A 23,075-nucleotide genomic window follows, 5' to 3' on the forward strand; every position below is an offset into this window, starting at 1 on the left:
CTGCCGGGTACCGTCGGAACCAGCGGACGGTGCGCATCCGTCCGCTGCGGGAGGCCCCTGCTGTCCGAGGTCCTGTTCCCACGAGGAGCTCACCACGACGCGGGCCGGTCCCGGCCCGTCGCGGGGGTCGGTCCCGGTCCCAGGAATCCCGTGAGAGACGGGCGCCCCAGCGGCGCCCAAGGGGAGAACGAGTGGCTAGTTCCTCGACCACCCGGCGCACCTACGTGCTCGACACCAGCGTCCTGCTGGCCGACCCCGCGGCGATGACCCGGTTCGCCGAGCACGAAGTGGTGCTTCCCGTCGTGGTGATCTCCGAGCTGGAGAGCAAGCGTCACCACCCCGAACTCGGCTACTTCGCCCGGGAGGCCCTGCGCCGCCTCGACGACCTGCGCGTCGAGTACGGGCGCCTGGACGCCGACGTCCCGGTGAACGAGTCGGGCGGCACCCTCCGCGTGGAGCTCAACCACAGCGACCCGACCGTGCTCCCGGCCGGTTTCCGGCTCGGCGACAACGACACCCGCATCCTGACGGTGGCCCGCAACCTCGACGAGGAGTCGGGCGTGGCCGGAACCGGGGCCACCGTACTGGTCAGCAAGGACCTGCCGATGCGGATCAAGGCGTCGTCGATCGGCCTGAGCGCCGACGAGTACCGGGCCGAGCTCGCCATCGAGCACGGCTGGACGGGCATGGCCGAGCTGGAGGTCCCCGGACACGAGGTCGCCGCCCTCTTCGAGGACGGCACCGCCGAGGTCGAGGCCGCCCGCGACCTCCCCTGCCACACGGGCCTGGTGCTGGTCTCCGAGCGCGGCAAGGCGCTGGGCCGGGTGCTGCCGGACAAGTCGGTCAAGGTGGTGAAGGGCGACCGGGACGTGTTCGGCCTGCACGGCCGCAGCGCCGAGCAGCGCATCGCGCTGGACCTGCTCAGTGACCCCTCGGTGGGCATCGTCTCGCTCGGCGGGCGCGCCGGCACCGGCAAGTCGGCCCTGGCCCTGTGCGCGGGCCTGGAGGCGGTCCTGGAGCGCGGCCTGTACCGCAAGGTGATGGTCTTCCGCCCGGTGTACGCGGTCGGCGGCCAGGAGCTGGGCTACCTGCCGGGCACCGAGAACGAGAAGATGACCCCCTGGGGGCAGGCGGTGCACGACACCCTGTCCGCCGTCACCAGCCAGGACGTCATCGACGAGGTCGTCGACCGGGGCATGCTGGAGGTCCTGCCGCTCACCCACATCCGCGGGCGCTCGCTGCACGACGCGTTCGTGATCGTCGACGAGGCCCAGTCCCTGGAACGCGGGGTGCTGCTCACCGTGCTGTCCCGGCTGGGGGAGAACTCGCGCGTGGTCCTCACGCACGACATCGCCCAGCGCGACAACCTGAGGGTGGGCCGCTACGACGGCGTCGTCGCGGTGATCGAGAAGCTCAAGGGGCACCCCCTGTTCTCGCACATCACGCTGAACCGGTCCGAGCGGTCCCCGATCGCCGCCCTGGTCACCGAGATGCTCGAGCGCTGACGCACTGAGGTGCTGACGCGCTGACGCGTGCCCGCCGGAGCCCCGCTCCGGCGGGCACGTTCGCGTTCACCCCACCTTCCCCACCCGTTCCGGCCCGGGACCAGACGGGCAGGTAGAACGCGGACGGGGGGCCGCAGCGCCCCCCGTCCGCGCCTGCCACCGAGCCCGAGGAGCCGCGCCCATGGCACCGTCCCCCGCATCCCCCGCACCCGAGCCCGCACAGCCCTCAGGGAAGGACGCGCCCTCCCGCCGGTCGGTGCTCGGCCGCGGCGCCCTGCTGGGCGGCACCGCGCTGGGCGCCTCGCTGGTCGGCGGCGCCCCCGCCCTCGCCCAGGGGAGGAACCGCCCGAAGCTGACGCACGGCATCCAGCTCGGCGACCCGCGCCCCGACGGCGCGGTGGTGTGGGCCCGGACCGACCGGCCCGCCCGGATGGTGGTCGAGGTGGCCACCCGGCCGGACTTCTCCGACGCCGAGGAGGTGCGCGGGCCGGTGCTCACCCCCGCCTCGGACGGGACGGGGCGGGTGCGCGTCGACGGCCTGGAGCCGGGCACCGAGGTGCACGTGAGAGTGCGCGCCGAGTCCGGCAGATACTGCAGCGAGCCGGTGACGGGGTCGTTCCGCACCCCCGGTGGCGGCCGCCCGGTGCGGTTCCTGTGGTCGGGGGACGTCGCCGGGCAGGGGTACGGGATCAACCCGGACATCGGCGGGATGCCGATCTTCGCGGCGATGGCCGACCGCGACCCCGACGCCTTCATCCACAGCGGGGACACCTGCTACGCCGATGGGCCCCTCGAGGAGCGGGTCGCGCTCCCCGACGGGCGGATCTGGCGCAACGTGACCAGCGAGGCCAAGTCCAAGGTCGCCGAGACCCTGGCGGAGTTCCGCGGCCAGTACGCCTACAACCTGCTCGACGACAACCTGCGGGCGTTCGCCGCGCGGGTGCCGCAGATCGTGCAGTGGGACGACCACGAGGTCACCAACAACTGGTACCCGGGGGAGGTCCTGGAGGACGACCGGTACACCGAGACGTCGGTGGACCGGCTGGCGGCCCGCGCCCACCGCGCCTTCCACGAGTGGCAGCCCATCATGCGGCGGGAGGCGGTGGACGGGCGTATCTACCGGCGCCTGTCGCTGGGCCCGGACGTGGACGTGTTCGTCATCGACATGCGCCCCTACCGGGCCCCCAACTCCGACGGGACCGCCCAGGACGAGGCGATCCTCGGGCGGCGGCAGGCCGACTGGCTGCTGCGCGAGGTGACGCGCTCGAAGGCGACCTGGAAGGTGATCGCCTCCGACATGCCGCTGGGGCTGGTCGTGCCCGACGGCGACGCCATCGAGGCCGTCGCCAACGGCCGCCCCGGGGCGCCGGCCGGGCGCGAGCCGGAGATCGACCGGGTGCTGCACGGGCTGCACCGCGCCGGGGTCACCGGGACCGTGTGGGTGACCGCGGACGTTCACTACACGGCCGCCCACCGCTATTCGCCGGAGCGGGCGAGCTCCTCGGAGTTCACGCCGTTCTGGGAGTTCGTCTCCGGGCCGCTGCACGCCGGGGCGTTCGGCCCGAACGAGCTGGACCCCACCTTCGGGCCGGAGGAGGTGTTCGTGCAGGCGCCGCCGGAGCCCAACACCTCGCCGCTGGACGGCTTCCAGCACTTCGGCGAGGTGGAGGTGGACCCGGAGAGCAAGCGGATGACGGTGCACCTGCGCGACGCCGACGGGGACGCGCTCTGGTCCACCGAGCTCGACCCCGGGAAGGCCTGACCCGGCGCCCGACACGGCGCCGGACCCGGTTTCGGACATCCCCGCGGGCGGCGCCCGCATGTCCTAAGATCGGGGGCGCCGGCGGCGGCCGACCGCATCGGCCGCGCCGCCGGAGCCCCCGAACGGATCACGCAGCGAATCGGGACCCAGGTGGCGGCGGTGAACGCCGTGACGCGATGTAGTGTGACCGAGGTCACGCCGGAACCGGTGTCCGGCCATCGCGGCATACGGCAGGGTTAGGGACGGATCGTAACCAGGAGCCCCCGGGCGCGCACCCGGCGGCGGAGGCGTCCGTCGCCCCGCCCCCAGCCCCCGACATCGGGTCGCGCGCACTTCTGACGGAAGGCCCACTCGTGCTTTTCAACCGCATCTCCCCCCGCCTGGCCGCGGGCATCGGCGCCGCGGGCCTGACCGCGGGCGCCCTGTTCGCCGGGACCGTGTACTTCGCCGGGGCCGACACCGGAGAGGTGACCGGCGCCGCCGTGCAGCCGCCGCCGCAGGCCGGCGGCGAGGACTTCTTCGCCGGTGTGGAGGGCGTCTCCGACGAGCAGCGCGCGTCCGCGCGCGAGGAGGCCAGGAACCGCATCGACGAGGCGGACTCCGCCGCAGGTGCCTCCGGCGTCGCAGCGCCGGAGAAGAAGGAGGAGGAGCCCGAGGAGGACTCCGCCGAGGACGGCTCCTCCGACTCCGGGGGCGGCCCGGTCGGCGACACCAGCGCCGACGCCGACTCGCTCAACTGGCCCGCGCTGGCCCAGTGCGAGTCGGGGGGCGACCCCACGGCGGTGAACGAGGCCGGCGGCTACTACGGGCTGTACCAGTTCTCCATGTCGACCTGGCAGTCGGTGGGCGGCAGCGGCAGCCCGGCCGAGGCGCCGTCGAGCGAGCAGACGACGCGCGCCAAGATGCTGTACGACGCCGTGGGGGGCAACTGGCAGAGCCAGTGGCCCGAGTGCGGGCGCCACCTGTTCGACTAGGGTCCGCCTCCGGAGTTCGTTGTGTGGGCTCCCTGCGGGGCCCACACCGCATGCACCCCCTGAACCCCCGCATCCCCCTGTCCCGCGGTTCTCGCCCCGTTCCCCGGGGTGGACATGTCGGGATTTGCTGTTATTGTTCCGTGACGATGCGGGTGGTCCCCGGACCCCCGCCCCATAAGGAGCCCCCGGAGCCCTGCGCGGCACGCACCCGAGACCCGGTGCCCCCGATGTACCGCCGCGCGGACCCCAGAGGCGAGGGCGGCCGGCGAAGTTCCCCTCTCAGCCGCCCTTTCCGATTCCAACCTGTGCCCGGGGCATCGGTCGATCGCGCGCGCTCGCCGGCGCGCGACTGGCGAAAGGGCGATTTTTGCTGACGAACCGGATCTCGCTGCGCGCGGCCGCCGCGGTCGGATGCGCCACCGTGGTGGCGGGAGCCGCCTTCGGTGTCTCCGCATTCGCCGACAGCGGTGCCTCCCCCGAGCAGGCGGCGAGCGCGGCTCTCCCCGAGGACGCGCCGAAGGCGGAGTCCCAGAGCGAGCAGGAGTTCTTCTCCGACGTCGAAGAGGTCTCCGACGACCAGCGCGCGTCCGCGCGCGAGGAGGCCAAGGAGCGGGTGGAGGACGCGGGTTCCGCCGCGGGCGCCTCCGGCACCGCCGCGCCGGAGAAGAAGGAGGAGGAGAAGGAGGAGTCCGACAGCGGAGACGGCGGCGGCTCCGACTCGGGCGGCTCCGCGCCTCCCAGCGGCGACCCCAAGGGCATCGCCAAGGCCATGCTGGGCGACTTCGGATGGAGCTCGGACCAGTTCAGCGGCTGCCTCGAGCCGCTGTGGGAGAAGGAGAGCAACTGGAACCCGTCGGCGCAGAACCCGAGCTCGGGTGCGTACGGGATCCCGCAGGCCCTCCCCGGCTCGAAGATGGCCACGGCGGGGTCGGACTGGCAGACCAACCCGGCCACGCAGATCGAGTGGGGGCTGGGCTACATCGAGGACCGCTACGGCTCGCCGTGTGAGGCCTGGTCGCACTCGCAGGCCAACGGCTGGTACTAGAGGGACGTGGACAGACGGAAGGGCCCCTCCGAACGGTGTTCGGAGGGGCCCTTCCGCGTCTCCCCGCTCTATCCCCGGTCGGCTCGGCGTCGGCTCGGCGTCAGATCGACAGGAAGAACCAGCTGTCGAAGGAGTGCTGCAGGACGGGCGCGTAGGCGTCCGCCTCGTCCTCGGGGACGTTCAGGGACAGGGTGAAGCCCTGGCCGCCGTGCTGGACGGAGTACTCGGTCAGGTAGCGGTCCGGGTTGTCCCAGTCGTTGCCGGTGTAGCGGTTGACGACGAAGGCCGCGTCGTACTCCGGGTCCCAGAGGAAGGGGTACTCGTCCTCCTCCAGCTCCCGGATCTCGTCGGTGCGGTAGTTCTCGTAGTCGCCGGACGACTTGAAGGTCTCGTCGTTGGCCTCCAGGCGCTCCAGGCTGCCCTGGTCGCCCTCCAGGTCCCACGTGGCGAGCATGAAGCGGCGCTCGCCGGTGGAGTCGGCCATGGTGACCGTGCCGGTGCCGTCGGAGGACATGTCACTGTCGTCGAGGGTCCAGCCCGAGGGGTAGTCGACGCTGAAGCGGTCCCCGTAGTAGGTCTCGAAGTCGGTGGGCACGCCTTCGGCCTGCTCGGAGCCCTCGCCCTCGGAGCCCCCGGCGTCCGGGGAGTCCTCGCGCGCCTCGGTGTCGGCCGAGCCGCCGCTCTCGGGGCCGTCGGAGGCGGTCTCCGGCCCGCCTGAGCTGCTCCCGGCGTTGTTCGCCAGCACGATGAACGCACCGCACCCGCCCAGCAGGAGGAGGACGAGCACCACGCAGCCGAGGCCGAGGATCAGAGGCGCCTTGCTGCCCGACTTCTTCGGGGCCTGTGGAGGAGGACCGGCGGCCGCGTAGGCCGGCTGCCCGGGGGGAGGCCCAGGCGGCCCAGGCGGCGGCCCGCCGGGCGGATAGCCGGGGCCGGGCCCTTGGGGAGGTCCAGGAGGTCCAGGCGGCGGCCCAGCCGCCGCGGGGGAGGGCCAGCCGCCACTAGGGCCCTGGGGGCCCTGTGCGCCAGGGGGTCCTTGAGGCCCAGGGGGCATTCCGTGCGCAGGCGTGCCGCCGGTAGGCACGGCACCGGGCCCGCCCGGCCCGCCCATGCCCATCTCGGCAGGCACGCCCCCGGCCGGAGTGCCGGGCGTCGGCCCGCCCATCCCCATCTCCGCGGGGACACCGCCGGCGGGCGTCCCGGGCCCACCCTCGGGACCGCCCCCAGGGCCAGTGCCCGGAGCGACTCCTTCAGGGGCGCGAGGGCCTGGATCGAACGCGGCGGACGGCCCGGTCCCAATGCCGGGTCCGGAGGCCGACCGCAGGAGCTCCAGGGCGGCGTCGGTCCCCATACGGTGCGCGGGGTCGCGCTCCAGGAGCCCGGAGATGACCGGCTGGAGATGACCGGCCTGGCGCATCTCCGGCAGAGGGTCGGAGACGACCGCCGAAATGGACGCGGTGATCGTGCCCCGGCGGAACGGGGAGGAGCCCTCGACGGCCTGGTAGAGGGTGACGCCGGCGCTCCACAGGTCGCCGGCGGGGGTGGCGGCCTCGCCCAGGAGGCGTTCGGGCGGCATGTACTCGGGCGACCCGATGAGCGCGCCGGTGGCCGTGATGGAGGCGCCGCCCTCCATGGTGGCGATGCCGAAGTCGGTGATGACGACGCGGCCGCTCTCGCAGACCATGACGTTGCCGGGCTTGATGTCGCGGTGGACGACGCCGGCCGCGTGGGCGGACTTGAGCCCTTCGATCAGCGCGCCGGCGAGCGCGGCCGCCCGCGAGGGCGGCAGGGGCCCGTTCTCGGCGAGCTCCTGGTCGAGCGAGTGCCCGGGGATGAGCTCCATGACCACCCACGGGTTGTCCTCGAAGTCGAAGACGTCGTGCACGGTGACGATGGAGGGGTGCGGGACCCGGGCGGCACTCTGCGCCTCCCGGAGCACACGCGCACGAGCCTCGGAACGCTCGTTGTCGGACAGGTGAGCGGGGAGGAGGATCTCCTTGACGGCAACGGCCCTCTGGAGCTGGGTGTCCCAGGCGTTCCAGACGATGCCCATACCGCCGCGGCCCAGCTCCTTGTCCAACCGGTAGCGCCCCATCACGACACGGGCGCCCTCATCCGTGGACATCAGTGAGGCCTCTCAAGGGGGAGATAACGTAAGCGATCGTGCATGCAGACTACTAACCAGCCACACCGGACAGGCCCAGAGGGAGGCATCCCCCCTGTCCGGATCGGGCCTTCTGGGGGTACAGCACACCTGGCTATGTCGTCTGCAGGCTGGTGCTGGCCCGGTCAAGCTGGGGCATGCGCGCGGGGGCACCCGACGCACGCGCTGCTGTCTGTGTCTCACTACGCGTCGGGTGCTCGTGCTGAGGCGACTTCAGCCCGCGTTGACTTTTGCGTAATGAAAGACATCTGCCGGAAGCGCGTGGTGGAGGTTCCATAGGATGCGCATGGGGAGCTCTCCTTCATGGCTGACGTATGTCATTGGGCCTGCGTACAGATAGGCCGGTGCGGCCTTGTTAGGTCGAATGAATAGGTGAACCGTGACCCCTTGTTCGACATGGTTAATGTACCGCTGCCCTGTTGATGACGACTCTCGGGTTCTCCCCTGAGATTCCCATTGAAACTGATGCGGCGTGATGGCTCGATCGTGATACATGGTCGTGGGTTTGAAAGTTCGGTCCGACTTGTCGATAGTCACAAAGAAGACATCGGACTTCTCGTTTTCAATCCAACGAACTCCCTCGACGGCCGAGCGTGTGTAGTCAACGCCAAACGCGCGCAGAACCTCATTGCGATTATAGCTCGCATGAAGACGAAGAGGGAGATGGGAGATGGCGTCCACTGGAGTAGTTACTCGATGAATCCGCTCGTCCAAGATATCTGCGATTTCGAGAAGTTCTTCCCGGCGAGCCTCGTTGGTCCACAATCTTGCCATGTTTGCTTCCATGGCAGAGAGACGCTGATTTCCATTGATTAGACCATGAAGCATCGCTAGTAGCCGACTGTGGTGAAGATCGTTGTTGAGTTGCTTTGGCGGCTCGGGAGAAGTCAGTACATCCTTAATGAAGTTGAGTCGCTCGGTGTCATCCACATGGAGCATACGCCCGAAGGCCCGCGCTAGTGCCTGATCGTCATCTCTGTCAGGGATCTCTCGATCGTCAAGGCCTGCCTCGCGAAGAAGGTCGGTCCAGCCACCACGGTTTGGACCATAGAGGTCTTCGAGCTCTCTACCGGTTCTCTTTAGGTACTCAGCGAGATGTACTCGGCCCATACCTCTGAGATCGGCCGCAGCGTCCTTGAGCTTGAATTTGAGAGCTTGCTTGATGTTATCAAGGACAATTTTGCTGACTTCGCGGTCCAGGTCGATCGAGCATCCAGCGGGGAGCGTTGGAAATTCGGCTTGAATCTCGTTCTTGAGGTTTTCTCTCGAAATGCCGGTTAGAGCGGTGAAGCGCTTGTCGAACCTGAATTCCTTCCGCTGGTGGCCAACGAAGTCCAAGACTGTAAGGACTGGCTTGTCCTCAGTCAGTCGCAGGCCACGGCCCAACTGTTGAAGGAAGACGGTGGCACTCTCCGTCGGGCGCAGGAAGAGAATGGTGTTGATCGCGGGAATATCAACGCCTTCGTTGAACAAGTCCACCGTGAAGACGGCCTTGATGCGGCCGTCTCTAAGATCGCGAAGCGCTGCTTCGCGCTCAGGCGTGCTGAGCTGTCCCGTCACCGCCCGGGCCGGGACCCCTCGTTTCTCGAACTCCTGCGCCATGTACTTTGCATGGTTCACGCCGACGCAGAACCCGACGGCCTTCAGGGTTGAGATGTCCGCCACTTTCTCTTGAAGCGCCTCGACAATCAGGTTCACGCGAGAGTCGAGTCCGACATAAACCTCACTCAGTGACTCCAGGTCGTATCCGACGCCCCTACGCCACGGAATATCGCTGAGGTCGACGTCGTCGTGGATCCCGAAATAATGGAAGGGGGAGAGCAGACCGCGTTCCAGTGCCTCCCAGAGCCGCAGCTCAACGGCGATCTTTCCGTCATCGAACCAATGGAGAATATCCTTCTCATCGGTCCGTTCGGGAGTCGCTGTCAGTCCGAGGAGTACTTTGGGGGCCACACGATCAAGGAGGTGGGCGTAGGTGGGCGCTTCAGCGTGGTGAAACTCATCGACAATAATCATGTCGAAGTGATTATTGGGAAGAGATTTAAGATGCTTGAGGGATTGCACCGACGCAAATACGTGCTGCCAGTGTTGAGGTCTATTTTCATCCACGAGGAGTTCGCCGAATGATCCATCCTTGAGGACTTCGCGAAATCTCTTGCGTGCCTGCTTGATAATTTCTTGTCGATGGGCGACGAAAAGAAGGGAATTAATCTTGCCCGACTTTTTTAGTCGTGCATAGTCGAGTGCTGCAACGATGGTCTTCCCTGTCCCGGTAGCCATGACGACGAGGTTGCGGTACCGACCATGAACTTCGCGCTCGGCCTCGAGAGCCTCAAGGATCTCTCCCTGGTACGGGAAGGGGGTGATGTCGATATTGGCCACTGTGTCGACCTGATCGTCTTCACGTGCCCCAGCGTGAGAGAGCGCTGTGCGAAGTCGATCGTGGTCTCGCTCAGGATGGTATCTTTCAAATGAAAGATCATTCCAGTATTCTTCGAAAGTGGCTGCGAAAGTGTCGATGAGATGAGGCTGTTCGGCTCGGGCGAGGCGTACATTCCACTCCAGGCCATCGAGCATGGCCGAGCGGGAAAGATTGGACGATCCGACGTAGGCGGTGTCCATTCCTGAGTGACGGTGAAAAAGCCAAGCTTTGGCGTGCAGTCGCGTCCTCCTGGTGTCGTATGAGATAGAAATCTCAGCACCGAGCTCCTGAAGGCGGTCGATTGCTTGCACTTCGGTTGCGCCCATATAAGTTGTGGTGATTACGCGCAACTGACCTCCGCGCTCTAGAAAGGCGCGCAGGTGCGGTTCTATGAGCCGAAGCCCATGCCACTTGATGAAAGCGCAAAGTAGATCGACCCGATCCGCCGAGTCGAGCTCCTTCGTGACCTCTCGTCCAATCTGAGGTTGATCGCGACCGTTGACGAGCAGCGCACTGGACGAAAACGGTATGTCCGGGCGCTTGGGAAATACACCTTTGTCGTCAGGAGTCATCTCACGAGCAATGCTCAGGAGGGGATCCTCTGCGTCGACAAGCTGGTCGTCCTCGGTGACGGCCTTGTCAGTCGCTTCCGCGAGGACGGCGCCAAGTTTGTTGACGATACGGACCTGGTCCTTGAAGCTCTCGTCGTTCTTATCGACGAACGAGAGCGCGCGTTTGGTCAGCTCAGCCACGTGCTTGACGAGCAGGTCCTTGCCGTCGACATCCTTCAGCTTTCCGCGCTGTTGGAGTTCGTCATCTACCTCTGCGAGGCGTCGCTGCAGCTCACGTGTGATGAGCCGCTCGTACACCCCAGGGGAAAGGTCGCTCATGCTCCTGACAGTATCGGCAGATCCCCCAAAGGGCGTAAGGCTTGAGAGGAGAGCCGCTCCGGCCCTCCGAGCCTGGGGCTCCACCGACGGGACAACAGAAAGGCCCTCGGTCTGACGACCGAGGGCCTTGCGCGATGTCCTGGAGGACTACTTCGCGTTCGTCATCTTCAGGACGTCGAGGGCCTCGTCGAGCTGGGCCTCCGTCAGCTTGCCGTCGGTGACGTACCCGCGCTCGATGACCACCTGGCGGATCGTCTTCCGCTCGGCGAGGGCCTGCTTCGCGACCTTGGCCGCCTCCTCGTAGCCGATGTAGCGGTTCAGCGGGGTCACGATCGACGGGGACGACTCCGCGTACTCCCGGCAGCGCTCCTCGTCGGCCTCCAGGCCGGCCACGCAGCGGTCGGCGAAGACGCGGGACACGTTGGCCAGCAGCCGCACCGACTCCAGGATGTTCCGGGCGATCATCGGCAGCTGCACGTTCAGCTCGAAGTTGCCGCTCGCGCCGCCGAAGGCCACCGCCGCGTCGTTGCCCACGACCTGCGACGACACCTGCAGCATCGCCTCGCACAGCACCGGGTTCACCTTGCCCGGCATGATCGACGAGCCCGGCTGCAGGTCCGGCAGGCGCAGCTCGCTCAGGCCCGTGCGCGGCCCCGAGCCCATCCAGCGGATGTCGTTGGCGAGCTTGGCGAAGCCCACCGCGATCGTCCGCAGCTGCCCCGACAGCTCGACCAGCCCGTCGCGCGCCCCCTGGGCCTCGAAGTGGTCCCGCGCCTCGCTCAGCGGAAGGCCCGTGGTCTGGGCGATCTCACCGATGACCCGCGGCGCGAAGCCCTCCGGCGTGTTGATGCCGGTGCCCACCGCGGTTCCGCCCAGCGGCAGCTCCGCGACGCGCGGCAGCACCGCCTTCAGGCGCTCGACGCCGTACCCGACCTGCGCGGCGTACCCCGAGAACTCCTGCCCCAGCGTCACCGGGGTGGCGTCCATCAGGTGCGTGCGCCCGCTCTTGACGACCCCGGCGAACTCCACGGCCTTGCGGTTCAGCTCGCCCTGGAGGTGCTCCAGCGCCGGAACGAGGTCGTTCACCACAGCGGAGGTGGCCGCGATGTGGATGGACGACGGGTACACGTCGTTGGACGACTGCGAGGCGTTGACGTGGTCGTTCGGGTGCACGTCGAGCCCGGTGGCGTCCTTGGCGAGGGTCGCGATGACCTCGTTGCTGTTCATGTTGCTCGACGTGCCCGAACCCGTCTGGAACACGTCGATCGGGAACTCGTCGTTCCACTTGCCCTCGGCGACCTCCAGGGCCGCCTGGCGGATCGCCTTGCCGAGCTCGTCGGAGATGACCCCCAGCTCGGCGTTGACCTTGGCGGCGGCGGCCTTGATGTGGCCGAGCGCCTCGATGTTCGCGGTCTCCAGCCCCTGGCCGGAGATCGGGAAGTTCTCCACCGCGCGCTGGGTCTGGGCCCGCCACTTGGCCTTAGCGGGGACCTGGACCTCGCCCATCGAGTCGTGCTCGATGCGGAACTCACTCATCGTTGAAAGACACCTCCAGGGAAACCTGCCCCCAAGATTGCCAGAAGTGGAGGTGGGGGGTGGGGCTGCCCCCGGCACAGTCCGCGCGTGACCTCGGGCGATGTGGGAGGGGTCACGCCGACGCATGAGGGGCGGGGCGCCGACGGCTGAGTCGGCGTCCCGCCCCTACGGCTTCACCTGCTAGGACCTGTGGGCGCCGGCGGAACGCCGCTTGCGGCCGATCGCGATGGCCGTGGCGCCGACCGCGATGGCGCCCGCCGCCGCCAGGAACAGCCCGGTCAGCGCCGACCCGGTGACGGGGAGGGACTCCGAGGAGCCGTCGGCGGCCGTCTGGCCCGGACCGTCCTCTTCGCTCGACCCGCCCGACTCACCGGACGCGGGAGGAGCGGCCTCATCCGCAGGGGTGGGGTCGGCGTCACCGGTACCAGAAGTGCCGCCAGAATCGGCGCCCGACGCGAGCTGGGCCTCCTCGCCGGAGCCGGTGCCACCGGCGGTGCCGTCGGCGTGGCCGCCGTGCTCCCCATGGTCGCCGTGCTCCTCAGGAGCGAAGGGCTCACCGGCCCCCTCCGACGACGACGTCCCGGTCCCTTCACCGCCGAACTCCACGTCCGAGCAGGAGTAGAACGCCTCCGGGCTGTCCGTTCGCTGCCACACCGCGTAGATCAGGTGCTGCCCCGACTTGCCCTCGGGCAGCCGTCCCGTCAACTGATAGGCGCCGTCCACGACCTCGGGCTGGTCGACCCGCAGAAACGGCTCGTCCTCCAGCGCGTCCCAGGTGAGCTCCTGGTCCTGGCTCCACCCGTCCTTGGTCACGTAAAGCTCGAAGTACCCCTTGTGCGGTGCGCTCGCCGTGTAGCTGAACGTGTACTCGCCGCCCGACGGCAGCGCCGTGGTCTCCCACGCGCCGGGGTCGTCCAGGCCCGAATACTTCTCGCGTCCGGCGCTGCACAGCTCCCCGTCCGGGATGATCTCCCGGTGGCGCCCGTCGGCGTCGGGGATGTTGACCTCGTTCCAGTCGTACAGCGCTTGGGCGCCGTTCTCCTCGACGAGCCGCTTGCACACCTCGGACTGCGGGTTCTCGGGCCCTTCGGCGTAGCACGCGGCGATGCGACTGACCGGCTCGCCCATCGTGCCGTGGGCGGCGGCCGTCCCGGTCGCGGCGCCGACCAGGGCCAGTGCGGCCCCGGCCAGGACCGCCCCGGCGCGGGCCGTGCGTCCCTTGTTCATCGGTGCTTCTCCTCAGTTTGGACGGTAGCGGGGAACCGCGCGGCTGATCAGGCCGCGCGGCCGTCCGGGCTGGAGGGGACGACCTTCCGGGCTCGGTTCCAGCCCACCCGAAAGGTTCGGAGGAGGACTCTACACATCCGTGATGAGTATGCGGAGGATTGTCGGAAAAAGACCCCTTGACCTGCGGAGCTTGCGCATTCGGATCAGTAATGCTAAACAACCCTTCCGGTGGCGAACGGGTTTTTGTCATCCGAAATTTCCGCGATTGGGAAAAGGGGGCGCGGTCGGCGAAGGGGGACGTTCGTAGGCCCATTGACCTGGTCGGACAGGGGAGCACGCCGTGACTGCGCTCTGTGTGTGTCCGCATTCCCTCGGTGGCGCCCAGTGGTGTTCAGTGACGAACCCGTCCCGCTCCACAGCCCGTCACCGGCCGAAAAACCAGTGGGAGCGCTCACCTGAATTCTCTACCGTGTCCGTATGCCGTCATCATCACGAGGAGAACCCCCCGCCCTCACCCTTCGCGGGGTGGTCAAGTCCTATGGCGCCCTCCGCGCCGTCGACGGGCTCGACCTTGAAGTGCCGTCGGGCATCGTCCTAGGGCTCCTCGGCCCGAACGGGGCCGGGAAATCGACGACCATGCGCATGCTCACCGCCCAGACCCGCGCGGACGACGGGGAGATCACCATCCTCGGCCACTCCGTCCCCCGCGAGTCCAAGCGCGCGCGTGCCCTCATGGGCGTCGTGCCCCAGCACGACAACCTCGACGAGGAGCTGACCACCGCGGAGAACCTCCTGGTGTTCGCCCACCTCTACCGCGTCCCCAAGGCCGAGCGCGCCGAAGCGGTGGAGCGCGCGCTGCGCATCGCCCACCTGGAGGACCGCCGCGACACCCGGGCCGACAAGCTCTCCGGCGGCATGCGGCGCCGACTGCTCATCGCCCGCGGCCTGGTGCACCGCCCCCGCCTCGTCCTCCTCGACGAGCCCACGGTCGGCCTGGACCCGCAGGTCCGCCAAGAGCTGTGGAGCCTGGTGACCAGCCTGCGGGACGAAGGCGTCACGGTCCTGATGTCCACGCACTACATCGAGGAGGCCGAACGCCTCTCCGACGAGGTCGCCCTCATGGCCAGGGGCCGCGTCGTCCGCCACGGCGTCCCCGCCGACCTCATCGCCCAGTACGCGGGCAAGACCGTCGAGGAGTTCCCCGCCGGAGCCGACGGCCACGAGGAACTGGAGCGCCGCGCGCAGGCCGCCGGGCTGCCCACCCGCCGCACCGGCGCCGCCCTGGCGGTCATGCGCGCCGAGGAGATCACCGAGGGCCTCCGCGGCGAGCTGGGCCGGGGCGACGTGCGCCCCAGCAACCTGGAGGACGTGTTTGTGAGCCTGACCGGGGAGCGTGTGGAATGAGCGTGCAGGAGACCGCCGAGCGCCCGGAGGCGGCGCCCGCCGCGCGCACGGGACCGCCCGGGCGGTTCGAGCTGGCGCCCGTCAAGGGCGTCCTCACCCGTGAGTGGGCCCTGTACCGGCGCAGCTGGAAGCCGACCACCTTCGCCGCCGTCGTGGAGCCGGTCATCTTCCTGCTCGCGTTCGGCTTCGGACTGGGATCCCTGGTCGGGGTGGTCGCCGGGTACCGGTACCTGGACTTCATCGGCACCGGCATCGTCGCCACCTCGGTCCTGTTCACCTCCATCTACCCCGGCCTGATCGACACCTATGTGCGCCGGGTCTTCCAGCACACCTACGACGGCATGCTGGCCGCCCCGGTCGACGTGCGGGAGCTGGTGACCGGGGAGGCCGCGTGGATCGCCCTGCGCGCCGGGGTGTACGGCTGCGCCCCGCTGCTGGTGGCGATCGGCTTCGGGCTGCCCCCGGCCGCCGGGATGGTCGCCGTCCCGCTGATCGCCCTGGTCACCGGCTTCGGGTTCGCCCTGATGGGCATCTGGATGTCCGCCCTGGTGCCTTCGATCAAGACCATCGACTACGTCATCTCGGGGCTGATCACCCCGATCTTCCTGGTGGCCGGCACCTTCTTCCCGCTGGACGAGCTGCCCGGGTGGGCGCAGTGGATCTCCAAGCTCAACCCGCTCTACCACTGTGTGGAGCTGGTGCGCGGGGCCGCGTTCGGCATCGGCACGGGCACGGCCGCGCTCCACTGGGCCGCACTGGCCGCCTTCGTCGTCGTCGCCTGGGGCCTGGCGGTGTTCCAGATGCGGCGGCGGCTGATCGACTGAGGGCCGCCCCTCCCGTCGTCGACCGCGGGGGCCGTCCGGTTCGGGCACCTGGCGTGGTGGAACGGTCGCCGCCGAGGTCACCGGGTGGTGGAACCGCCACCTTCGTCGCCCCCTGGTCCACCGCGCCCGGCCTTCCCGGGGGCAACGGGCGGGATCAAGGGGCGGGGGCATCGGGACACGAAAGAGGCCGCGCCGGTGGAGCCGAAGCTCCCCGGCGCGGCCTTCAGCGCTCTCCGGAAGGGGGTGTCACCCCCCGCTGGGCGCCCACCGGACGTTGCTGGTGGCGCGCTCGCCGTCGAGGGCCGAGGCGTAGCCGACGGCCCCCCACTGGTCGGCGTCCGACTCGCCCTCGGACTCGGCGAACGGGCGCAGGTCCATGTACATGCCGAACACCGCGTTCTCGTTGTTCTGCATGACCTGCTGGTACACCGGGTCGTCGCCCAGGCGCCCCTGACCGGTCGCCCCGGAGGACACCACGACCGTGTCGCCCTCGGAGTTCACCCCGGGCGGGGAGGAGTAGGAGCCCTGCGAGGCCTCCTCCACCAGGTCCTCGATCAGCCCGGCGTCCGCACCCGAGGCCCTGTACTGCACCGAGCCGCTGTCGAAGCCCGCGAACGGGTCGTCCAGGCCGCTGTCCAGGTCGCTCACGCCCAGCGCCGTCTGCGTGCCGAGCAGGTCGGTGAAGCCGTCCGGGACGGAGACGCCCATCTCCCCCATGGCGTCCTCGGCCTCGTCGAACGCCTCCGGCATGACGGCGGCCATGTCGTTCCACGACTGCTCGGACAGCTCGTCCATGCCGCTGCCGCCGATGGCGATCATGGTGTCGTCGGGCAGCTCGGCCATCTCCGACAGGCCGGTCTGCTCGGTGGTGTAGTCGGCGAGGGAGAAGTCGCCCATCTGGAATTCGACCAGGTCCGCGCGCAGCTCGACGTAGTCGGCGTCGACCGAAACGGCGGCGGCGATGCGGCCGTCGAACTTCAGGTCCTCGAAGGAGCCGCCGCCCGAGCCGTAGTCCTCGTACTCGCCGTACTCGTCGTAACCGGTGCTGAACGGGTCGCTGCCGTAGGTCGACCCGGCCAGCCCCTCTTGGATCAGGTCGGACGTGGCGCCCAGGTCGTACCAGGCGGCGGCGAGACTGTCGTCGGACACGCCCGCCATGTCGGAGGAGTAGGTCTCGTCGTCGGCCAGCGAGCCCTCTTCGTCGACCTTCTTCTCGACGCCGTCGAGGGTCCGGGTGGACTCGGCGAGGAACATGAAGCCGTCCCGCACCTCGCCCACCCCCTCGTCGGTCCCGGAGAAGTCCTGCGCGAGCTCGTCGACGACCTCCTCGGCCGCGCCCTCGTCGGTGACCGCGATCGCGACGACCGCCTCGAAGGCGGGCCCCTCGTCCTCGCCGCCCGCCATCATGGCGACACCGAAGCGCTTGCCCACCCACGGCTGGATGTCGTCCTCGTAGTCGAGGTCGCTGTCGCTCGACTCCAGGATCTCGTCGAAGACGGCGGCGGCCGGGTCCTCGTCGTCGCCGAGCTCGTCCTTGGCCGAGTCGGGCAGCTTGCCCGCGAAGCTCGCGTAGTCGGCGAGCTGGGCCCCGGACGGCTTCAGGTCGAGCTGGAAGTAGGCGGCGGCGTCACCGGGAAGCACCGTGTCCGGCTGCGGCCCGCCGAACAGGCGGGTCACCACGGTGTTCGCGGCCCACACCCCGGACCCCATGAGGAGCACGCCGAGCCCGGCGGCCACGGGGATCATCCACACGCGGCTGCGACGCTGCGGCCCTCCCGGGGGCGGGCCCTGCGGCGGCCCCTGCGGCATGCCCTGGGGCGGATACCCGGGACCCATCGGGGGCGGCCCGCCGGCGCCGGGCGGCTGCTGCCCATAGGGCTGCGGCCCGGACGGCTGCCATTGCGGCTGGCCGGGGGGATCGGGGTAGGACATCGGACCTCCGGAGTGCGCTTTTGCCTGTAAGACCGTACCAATCCGCACAGGTCCTCTTAGCCCGGCGAGGAGGGGCTTCCGCCTCTGGCGGCCGGGTCCGGCCGGACCCGGCCGCCAGAGGACCCCCTGCAGGGGCCGTCAGGAGGTCGCCGAAGCGAAGTCCACCCCGCTGTAGGTGGCGAGCTTGGAGATGCGGTGCTCGCTGTGCACCTGCCGCACGGTGCCGCTGCGCCCCCGCATCACCAGCGAGTCCGTCATGGCGCCCCCGGCCTCGTAGCGCACACCGCCCACCAGCTCCCCGTCGGTGATGCCCGTGGCCGCGAAGAACACGTCGTCCGAGGAGACCAGGTCGTCGGTGGTCAGCACCCGGTCCAGGTCGTGCCCGGCGTCCAGGGCCGCGCGCCGCTCCTCCTCGTCCTTGGGCCACAGCCGCCCCTGGATGGTGCCGCCCAGGCACTTCATCGCGCAGGCGGTGATGATGCCCTCCGGGGTGCCGCCGATGCCCAGCAGCAGGTCGGCGCCGGTCTTGGGGCGGGCCGCCATGATGGCGCCGGCCACGTCTCCGTCGGTGATGAACTTGATGCGGGCCCCGGCCTCGCGCACCTCCCGCACCAGGCCCTCGTGGCGCGGCCGGTCCAGGATCACGACGGTGACGTCCTGCGGCGCGCCTCCCTTCGCGCGCGCGACGGCCCGGATGTTCTCGGCCACCGGCGCGGTGATGTCCACCACGTTCGCCGCCTCGGGGCCCGCGGCCAGCTTCTCCATGTAGAACACGGCCGACGGGTCGAACATGGACCCGCGCGGGCTCACCGCGATCACCGAGATCGCGTTGGGCATGCCCATCGCCGTCAGGCGCGTGCCGTCGATCGGGTCGACCGCCACGTCGCACTCGGCGCCGCTGCCGTCGCCGACCTGCTCGCCGTTGTAGAGCATGGGCGCGTTGTCCTTCTCGCCCTCGCCGATCACCACGGTGCCCTTCATGGACACGGAGCTGATCAGGTGGCGCATCCCGTGCACGGCCACGCCGTCGGCGCCGTTCTTGTCGCCCCGCCCGACCCATCGCGCGGCGGCCAGCGCCGCCGCCTCGGTGACCCGGACCAGTTCCAGGGCCAGGTTGCGGTCGGGGGCGGTGTCGCTACTGGGCGCAGGCGGCGTGGACTCGGTCATGGAAGGCCTCTCAAAAAGGGGCGTGAGCTGGTGAAGAAGGAGCCCGCGCGCGCGGGCTTGGATCAACTCTATTGAACTGGCGTAGCCTCATCCTGAGGCGGGCGACGGATAAGGACGGGACGCGGACGTGACAGTCGACAAGGCCGAAACCGGGGCCAAGCCGGAGCGCGGCTCCGCGCGCGGTGCGGCGACACGGAGCGCCCTCCTGGAGGCCGCCGCGCACGTCTTCCGCACCGTCGGCTTCTCCAAGGCGGGCGTGAGCGAGGTCGTCCAGCAGGCGGGGGCGAGCGTCGGCAGCCTCTACCACCACTTCGGCGGCAAGGCCGACCTCTTCCTCGCCCTGTACGAGGAGTTCCAGCAGCGCCAGCAGGAGCGGACGCACACCGCGGTGACGCGCGCGCGGGCCGAGGGCGAGACCGACCCCACACGGCTCATGTACGCGGCCGCCCGCGCCTACCTCGACGGCTGCATCGAGGAGCGGGATACCACCCGGCTGTTCTTCAGCGGCGACGGCCCGCCCGGCTTCGACTCCCAGCTGCGGGTGCGGCTGCGCGAGTGGACCGACCGCAACGTGGCCCTGTTCCGCAAGGCCGACGAACCGGTGGACGAGGCGCTGCTCATGGTCGTCAGCGGTGCGATGCTGCTCGCCGTGTCGGAGGTGGTGCACCGGTCCGACGACGACGCCCGCCGCTTGGCCGACGACGTCACCGAGCTCCTGTCCGACCTGCGCCCGCGCCGCGGCACCGAGGGGCGCGTCGACGAAGGCTGAACACCGGCCCCATAAGGCGACGGTGCCGCCACAGAGGGGTACGGGCCACACCCGACCCGGTGCGGGCCACCGGCCGGGGTGCGGCAAGCTGGAAGCATCATGAGTACCTACAACCGCTCCCAGGCCGCCATGGGGCCCATGGTGCTGGCCATGGCCATCATCGTCGGGATCCTTCTCCTCATGGCGCTGGTGGTCAATTGGCGCACCGTCGAGCACATCCCCAGCGTCGACTACGCGCCGCACGCCCAGGCGATGGCGAGCGAGGCCGACTTCCCCGTGTACGCCCCGGAGGGCCTGCCGGAGGGGTGGGTGCCGACCAGCACGAACATGAGCACCGACGGCGGCGCGTCGTGGACGGTCGGGTTCGCCACCCCGTCGGACATGCATGCCGAGTACCTGATCACCGGGGACGCGGAGGCGGCCGCGTCGGCGGCGCCGGGCGAGGCCGGGGGCACCGTCGAGGCGGGCGGGCTGGAATGGCGGCACCACGCCGCCGACTCCGAGGGGGACCGGGCCCTGCTGCACGAGGGCGGGGACGGCGAGTTCCTGGTCGTCAGCGGCAGCGCCGGTGAGGAGGAGCTGGAGCGGCTGGCCGGGTCGCTGCAGGAGCGCTGACGCCGCGCGGAACTCCGTGAGGGCCGCGCGTCGTTCCCCCTTCACGTTGCGCTTATATCGGACGGGTAATGGCGCAGCGACAGCCATACCCCTAGGGCGCACGGCGCCCGCCACGGAGCGGACACCATGATGGACGGCATTCTCGACTGGCTGAAGGGCCTCTTCGGAGACACCGCCCAGGACGCGGTCGACACCCTGCAGGGAACTGCGGAGGAACAGGGGCAGCAGTACGCCGAGGAGGCGCAGGGCTTCGCCGACCAGGCGCAGGAAGCCGCGGGAGGCGTGGGCGAGCAGGCGCAGGACGCTGCGGGAGGCGTGGCCGACCAAGCGCAGGAGGCTGCGGGAGGCGTGGGCGAGCAGGCGCAGGAGTACACGGACCAGGCCCAGAGCGCTGGCGAGGCCGTGCAGGACGTCGCCCAGGACCCCACCACCGCCGCCGAGGACGCGTTCAGGAACGGGATCGAAGGCGAGCGCTGACACCGCCGGCGGAACCCGTGAACGCGGGCCCGCCGAACGCGAAGGGCCGCCCTCCCCAGGGAGGGCGGCCCTTTCGTCTCCGGTTCCCGGGCCATCGCCGGGACCGGATCAGACGGTCTCGGCGCGCAGGTCGCGCCGCAGCTCCTTCGGCAGGGAGAACGTGAGGCTCTCCTCGGCGGTCTTGACCGTCTCCACGTTGTCGAACCCGTGGCCCGAGAGCATGTCGAGCAGCTCGCGCACCAGGATGTCGGGGACCGAAGCGCCGCTGGTGACGCCGACCGTGCCGACGCCCTCCAGCCATGCCTCGTCCATCAGGGACGCGTTGTCGATCAGGTGGGCGGCGGAGGCGCCGGCCTCCAGGGCGACCTCCACCAGGCGCACCGAGTTGGAGGAGTTGTCCGACCCGACCACGATCACCAGGTCGCACTCGGGCGCTATCGACTTCACCGCGTCCTGCCGGTTGGAGGTCGCGTAGCAGATGTCGTCGCTGGGCGGGTCCAGGAGGTTGGGGAACTTCTCGCGCAGCGCGTCGACGGTCTGGTTGGTCTCGTCCACCGACAGGGTGGTCTGCGAGAGCCAGGAGACGTTGTCGGGGTCGCGCACCTCGACCTGGTCGACCTGGTCGGGGCTCTCCACGATCTGGATGTGCTCGGGCGCCTCGCCGCTGGTCCCCTCGACCTCCTCGTGGCCGATGTGGCCGATGAGGATGATGTCGCGGTCCTGCGTCGCGAAGCGCTTGGCCTCCTTGTGCACCTTGGTCACCAGGGGGCAGGTCGCGTCGATGGTCTTGAGGCGGCGCTTGTCGGCCTCTTCGTGGACCATGGGGGAGACGCCGTGCGCGGAGAAGACGACGATGGCGCCCTCAGGGACCTCGTCGGTCTCCTCGACGAAGATCGCGCCGCGCTTCTCCAGCGTGCTCACCACGTGGGTGTTGTGCACGATCTGCTTGCGCACATAGATCGGCGCGCCGTACTGCTCAAGGGCCTTCTCGACCGTGACGACAGCGCGGTCCACCCCGGCGCAGTAGCCGCGGGGATTGGCGAGCAGGACACGGCGGCGATTCGTCGCAGTCATGCCCCCATCCTAGGGGGCGTGGTCCACCAGGGCGTCCTGATGTCGCGATCGCCACAGCATCACCGCGGCAACGCCCTCATAGGACCGCCACCGGACCCGCCTCTGTGGGGCCGCCGGGGCCGGTGCGCGGCGTGGTGCGGCAGGGCACCGGTGGAGACGGGATAACGGTCAGCGATCGGTTGCGTCCCGAGATGGCGAATTCGTACCCAATACGGCCGCCTTCACGGGACCCTTGCAGCCCTATCCTGGTTGACTTGCGTACCCCCATACGCCTATACCCCCGATAGCAGCCACCCCCGTATAGCACTGCGACAGCGGCAGGAGCCCCAGTCCAATGTCGAACGCGTCGACCGTCAGCAAGCTCGTGACCATGGTGAAGGGCATCTTCGGGCGCAAGGAGAAGGGGGAGCCCGCCGCGGCGGCCCCCGCCTCCGCGGAGACCTCCGAGAAGCCCGCCGTCCCCGAGCAGGCGGCCGAGCCCGCCGTGGCGGACGGGGCGGCCGAGGAGCGGGCGGCCGAGCAGGAAGAGGCCGGGCGGGCCGAGAAGTCCGCCGAGGCCGAAACGGAGGCCGCGCAGGCGGACACCGCCGAATCGGACGGTTCCGACGCCGCCGGGAAGCCTGCGGAAACCGCCGGCGCCGAAGCGGCGGAGAAGGCTGAAGCGGCGGACACGGCCGAGGAGGGCGGCGGCTCCGAGCGCATCGTCGAGCCGGAGGAGCGCGAGGCCGTCGCCGAGGAGCTTTCCACGAACGCGGACGACACCCAGGTCGCCAGCGACGAGGTGCTGCAGAAGGTCCGCAAGGACTCCGCCCCCGCCGCCGAGGACCTGCCCGTCCCGAACTACGACGAGCTGACGCTGCCGTCCATCCGGGCGCGCCTGCGCAAGCTCAGCATCGACGAGGTGCGCCTGCTCCGCGCTTACGAGGTCGCCCACCAGGAGCGCCCGGAGTTCGTGAAGATGTACGACAACCGCATCGCCAAGCTCCAGAGCGAAGACCAGTAGGACCGGCGCCGCCGCCCCGGCCGGGCCTCGTACCCCGCCTTGGAAGTCGGACATGACCGAGGAAGCCCCCTCTGAGGGCGAAGTCGCCCTGCCCTACGCCCATATGGTGCTGGTCGGCGCCCTGTTCCTCCTCCTCATGCTGGTCAAGTTCCAGGACCCCCTCCCCGAATGGCGGACGCCCCTGATGATCGGGCTCGGCGTGGCGGTTCCTGTCAGCGCGTTCCTCCTGGGGGCCAGGACCTTGAAGAAGAAGTGACCACCGCGGCAGGACACCGGGGGGAGTTC

At 69.6% G+C, this 23,075-nt stretch carries 18 protein-coding genes; 11 read left to right on the forward strand and 7 right to left on the reverse strand.

The features are described 5' to 3' along the window. Positions 1-191 precede the first annotated feature (191 nt). The 4 genes from O4U47_RS01415 (at position 192) to O4U47_RS01430 (ending at position 5,286) form a co-directional block, all read left to right on the forward strand. Positions 192-1,505, forward strand: a complete 1,314-nt coding sequence (locus O4U47_RS01415) for a PhoH family protein (protein WP_408638911.1) — start codon at positions 192-194, stop codon at positions 1,503-1,505. A 181-nt stretch (positions 1,506-1,686) separates the two neighbouring features. Next, a complete protein-coding gene (locus O4U47_RS01420) occupies positions 1,687-3,267 on the forward strand; it encodes an alkaline phosphatase D family protein (protein ID WP_270675344.1) in 1,581 nt (526 codons plus the stop codon). 353 nt (positions 3,268-3,620) lie between these two features. Further along, positions 3,621-4,241 carry a transglycosylase family protein gene (locus O4U47_RS01425; protein WP_270675346.1) on the forward strand — a complete coding sequence of 207 codons (621 nt, stop codon included), beginning with the start codon at positions 3,621-3,623 and terminating at the stop codon, positions 4,239-4,241. A 367-nt stretch (positions 4,242-4,608) separates the two neighbouring features. Continuing rightward, the gene (locus tag O4U47_RS01430; RefSeq protein ID WP_270675348.1) at positions 4,609-5,286 is read left to right on the forward strand and encodes an aggregation-promoting factor C-terminal-like domain-containing protein; all 678 of its coding nucleotides are present in this window, start codon (positions 4,609-4,611) and stop codon (positions 5,284-5,286) included. A 100-nt stretch (positions 5,287-5,386) separates the two neighbouring features. On the opposite strand, the gene O4U47_RS01435 is transcribed toward O4U47_RS01430, so the two are convergent. The 4 genes from O4U47_RS01435 to O4U47_RS01450 all read right to left on the reverse strand — a co-directional run bounded on the left by O4U47_RS01435 (position 5,387) and on the right by O4U47_RS01450 (position 13,525). Beyond that, positions 5,387-7,411, reverse strand: coding sequence for a serine/threonine-protein kinase (locus O4U47_RS01435; RefSeq protein WP_270675350.1), 2,025 nt, complete (start codon positions 7,409-7,411; stop codon positions 5,387-5,389). Between the two features lie 252 nt (positions 7,412-7,663). Further along, entirely contained in the window at positions 7,664-10,762 is a 3,099-nt protein-coding gene (locus O4U47_RS01440; RefSeq protein WP_270675352.1) for a DUF3427 domain-containing protein, read from the reverse strand. Positions 10,763-10,909: 147 nt separating this feature from the next. Further along, the gene (locus tag O4U47_RS01445; RefSeq protein ID WP_270675354.1) at positions 10,910-12,298 is read right to left on the reverse strand and encodes a class II fumarate hydratase; all 1,389 of its coding nucleotides are present in this window, start codon (positions 12,296-12,298) and stop codon (positions 10,910-10,912) included. A gap of 180 nt (positions 12,299-12,478) precedes the next feature. Further along, positions 12,479-13,525, reverse strand: coding sequence for a lytic polysaccharide monooxygenase auxiliary activity family 9 protein (locus tag O4U47_RS01450; RefSeq protein ID WP_270675356.1), 1,047 nt, complete (start codon positions 13,523-13,525; stop codon positions 12,479-12,481). 525 nt (positions 13,526-14,050) lie between these two features. On the opposite strand from O4U47_RS01450, the gene O4U47_RS01455 reads away from it, so the two are divergent. Next, positions 14,051-14,929, forward strand: coding sequence for an ABC transporter ATP-binding protein (locus O4U47_RS01455; RefSeq protein ID WP_270675357.1), 879 nt, complete (start codon positions 14,051-14,053; stop codon positions 14,927-14,929). Then, positions 14,926-15,753 carry an ABC transporter permease gene (locus O4U47_RS01460; RefSeq protein WP_270675359.1) on the forward strand — a complete coding sequence of 276 codons (828 nt, stop codon included), beginning with the start codon at positions 14,926-14,928 and terminating at the stop codon, positions 15,751-15,753. Before O4U47_RS01455 ends, O4U47_RS01460 begins: the two co-directional genes overlap by 4 nt. Positions 15,754-15,999: 246 nt before the next feature. Here the strand turns inward: O4U47_RS01460 and O4U47_RS01465 are convergent, their stop codons facing one another. After that, positions 16,000-17,499 (reverse strand): DUF3352 domain-containing protein, encoded by a 1,500-nt coding sequence (locus tag O4U47_RS01465; RefSeq protein ID WP_270675694.1) that lies wholly within the window; start codon positions 17,497-17,499, stop codon positions 16,000-16,002. Positions 17,500-17,823: 324 nt separating this feature from the next. Next, the gene (gene glpX / locus O4U47_RS01470) at positions 17,824-18,852 is read right to left on the reverse strand and encodes a class II fructose-bisphosphatase (protein ID WP_270675362.1); all 1,029 of its coding nucleotides are present in this window, start codon (positions 18,850-18,852) and stop codon (positions 17,824-17,826) included. 127 nt (positions 18,853-18,979) lie between these two features. On the opposite strand from glpX, the gene O4U47_RS01475 reads away from it, so the two are divergent. The 3 genes from O4U47_RS01475 to O4U47_RS01485 all read left to right on the forward strand — a co-directional run bounded on the left by O4U47_RS01475 (position 18,980) and on the right by O4U47_RS01485 (position 20,713). Next, positions 18,980-19,621 carry a TetR/AcrR family transcriptional regulator gene (locus O4U47_RS01475; protein ID WP_270675364.1) on the forward strand — a complete coding sequence of 214 codons (642 nt, stop codon included), beginning with the start codon at positions 18,980-18,982 and terminating at the stop codon, positions 19,619-19,621. 99 nt (positions 19,622-19,720) lie between these two features. Next, positions 19,721-20,236 (forward strand): DUF4245 domain-containing protein, encoded by a 516-nt coding sequence (locus tag O4U47_RS01480; RefSeq protein ID WP_270675366.1) that lies wholly within the window; start codon positions 19,721-19,723, stop codon positions 20,234-20,236. A 126-nt stretch (positions 20,237-20,362) separates the two neighbouring features. Then, positions 20,363-20,713, forward strand: a complete 351-nt coding sequence (locus tag O4U47_RS01485) for a hypothetical protein (RefSeq protein ID WP_270675368.1) — start codon at positions 20,363-20,365, stop codon at positions 20,711-20,713. Positions 20,714-20,821: 108 nt separating this feature from the next. On the opposite strand, the gene O4U47_RS01490 is transcribed toward O4U47_RS01485, so the two are convergent. Next, complete coding sequence (locus O4U47_RS01490; RefSeq protein ID WP_270675369.1) at positions 20,822-21,787, reverse strand: 4-hydroxy-3-methylbut-2-enyl diphosphate reductase; 966 nt, start codon at positions 21,785-21,787, stop codon at positions 20,822-20,824. A 334-nt stretch (positions 21,788-22,121) separates the two neighbouring features. Here O4U47_RS01490 and O4U47_RS01495 point away from each other — a divergent pair, with 334 nt between their 5' ends. Both O4U47_RS01495 and O4U47_RS01500 read left to right on the forward strand, forming a co-directional pair. After that, positions 22,122-22,790 (forward strand): hypothetical protein, encoded by a 669-nt coding sequence (locus tag O4U47_RS01495; RefSeq protein WP_270675370.1) that lies wholly within the window; start codon positions 22,122-22,124, stop codon positions 22,788-22,790. Between the two features lie 52 nt (positions 22,791-22,842). Further along, positions 22,843-23,046 carry a hypothetical protein gene (locus tag O4U47_RS01500; RefSeq protein ID WP_270675372.1) on the forward strand — a complete coding sequence of 68 codons (204 nt, stop codon included), beginning with the start codon at positions 22,843-22,845 and terminating at the stop codon, positions 23,044-23,046. Positions 23,047-23,075: the final 29 nt, after the last annotated feature.

It is taken from the genome of Nocardiopsis suaedae, from assembly GCF_027706745.1.
Taxonomy (GTDB): Bacteria; Actinomycetota; Actinomycetes; order Streptosporangiales; family Streptosporangiaceae; genus Nocardiopsis_A; species Nocardiopsis_A suaedae.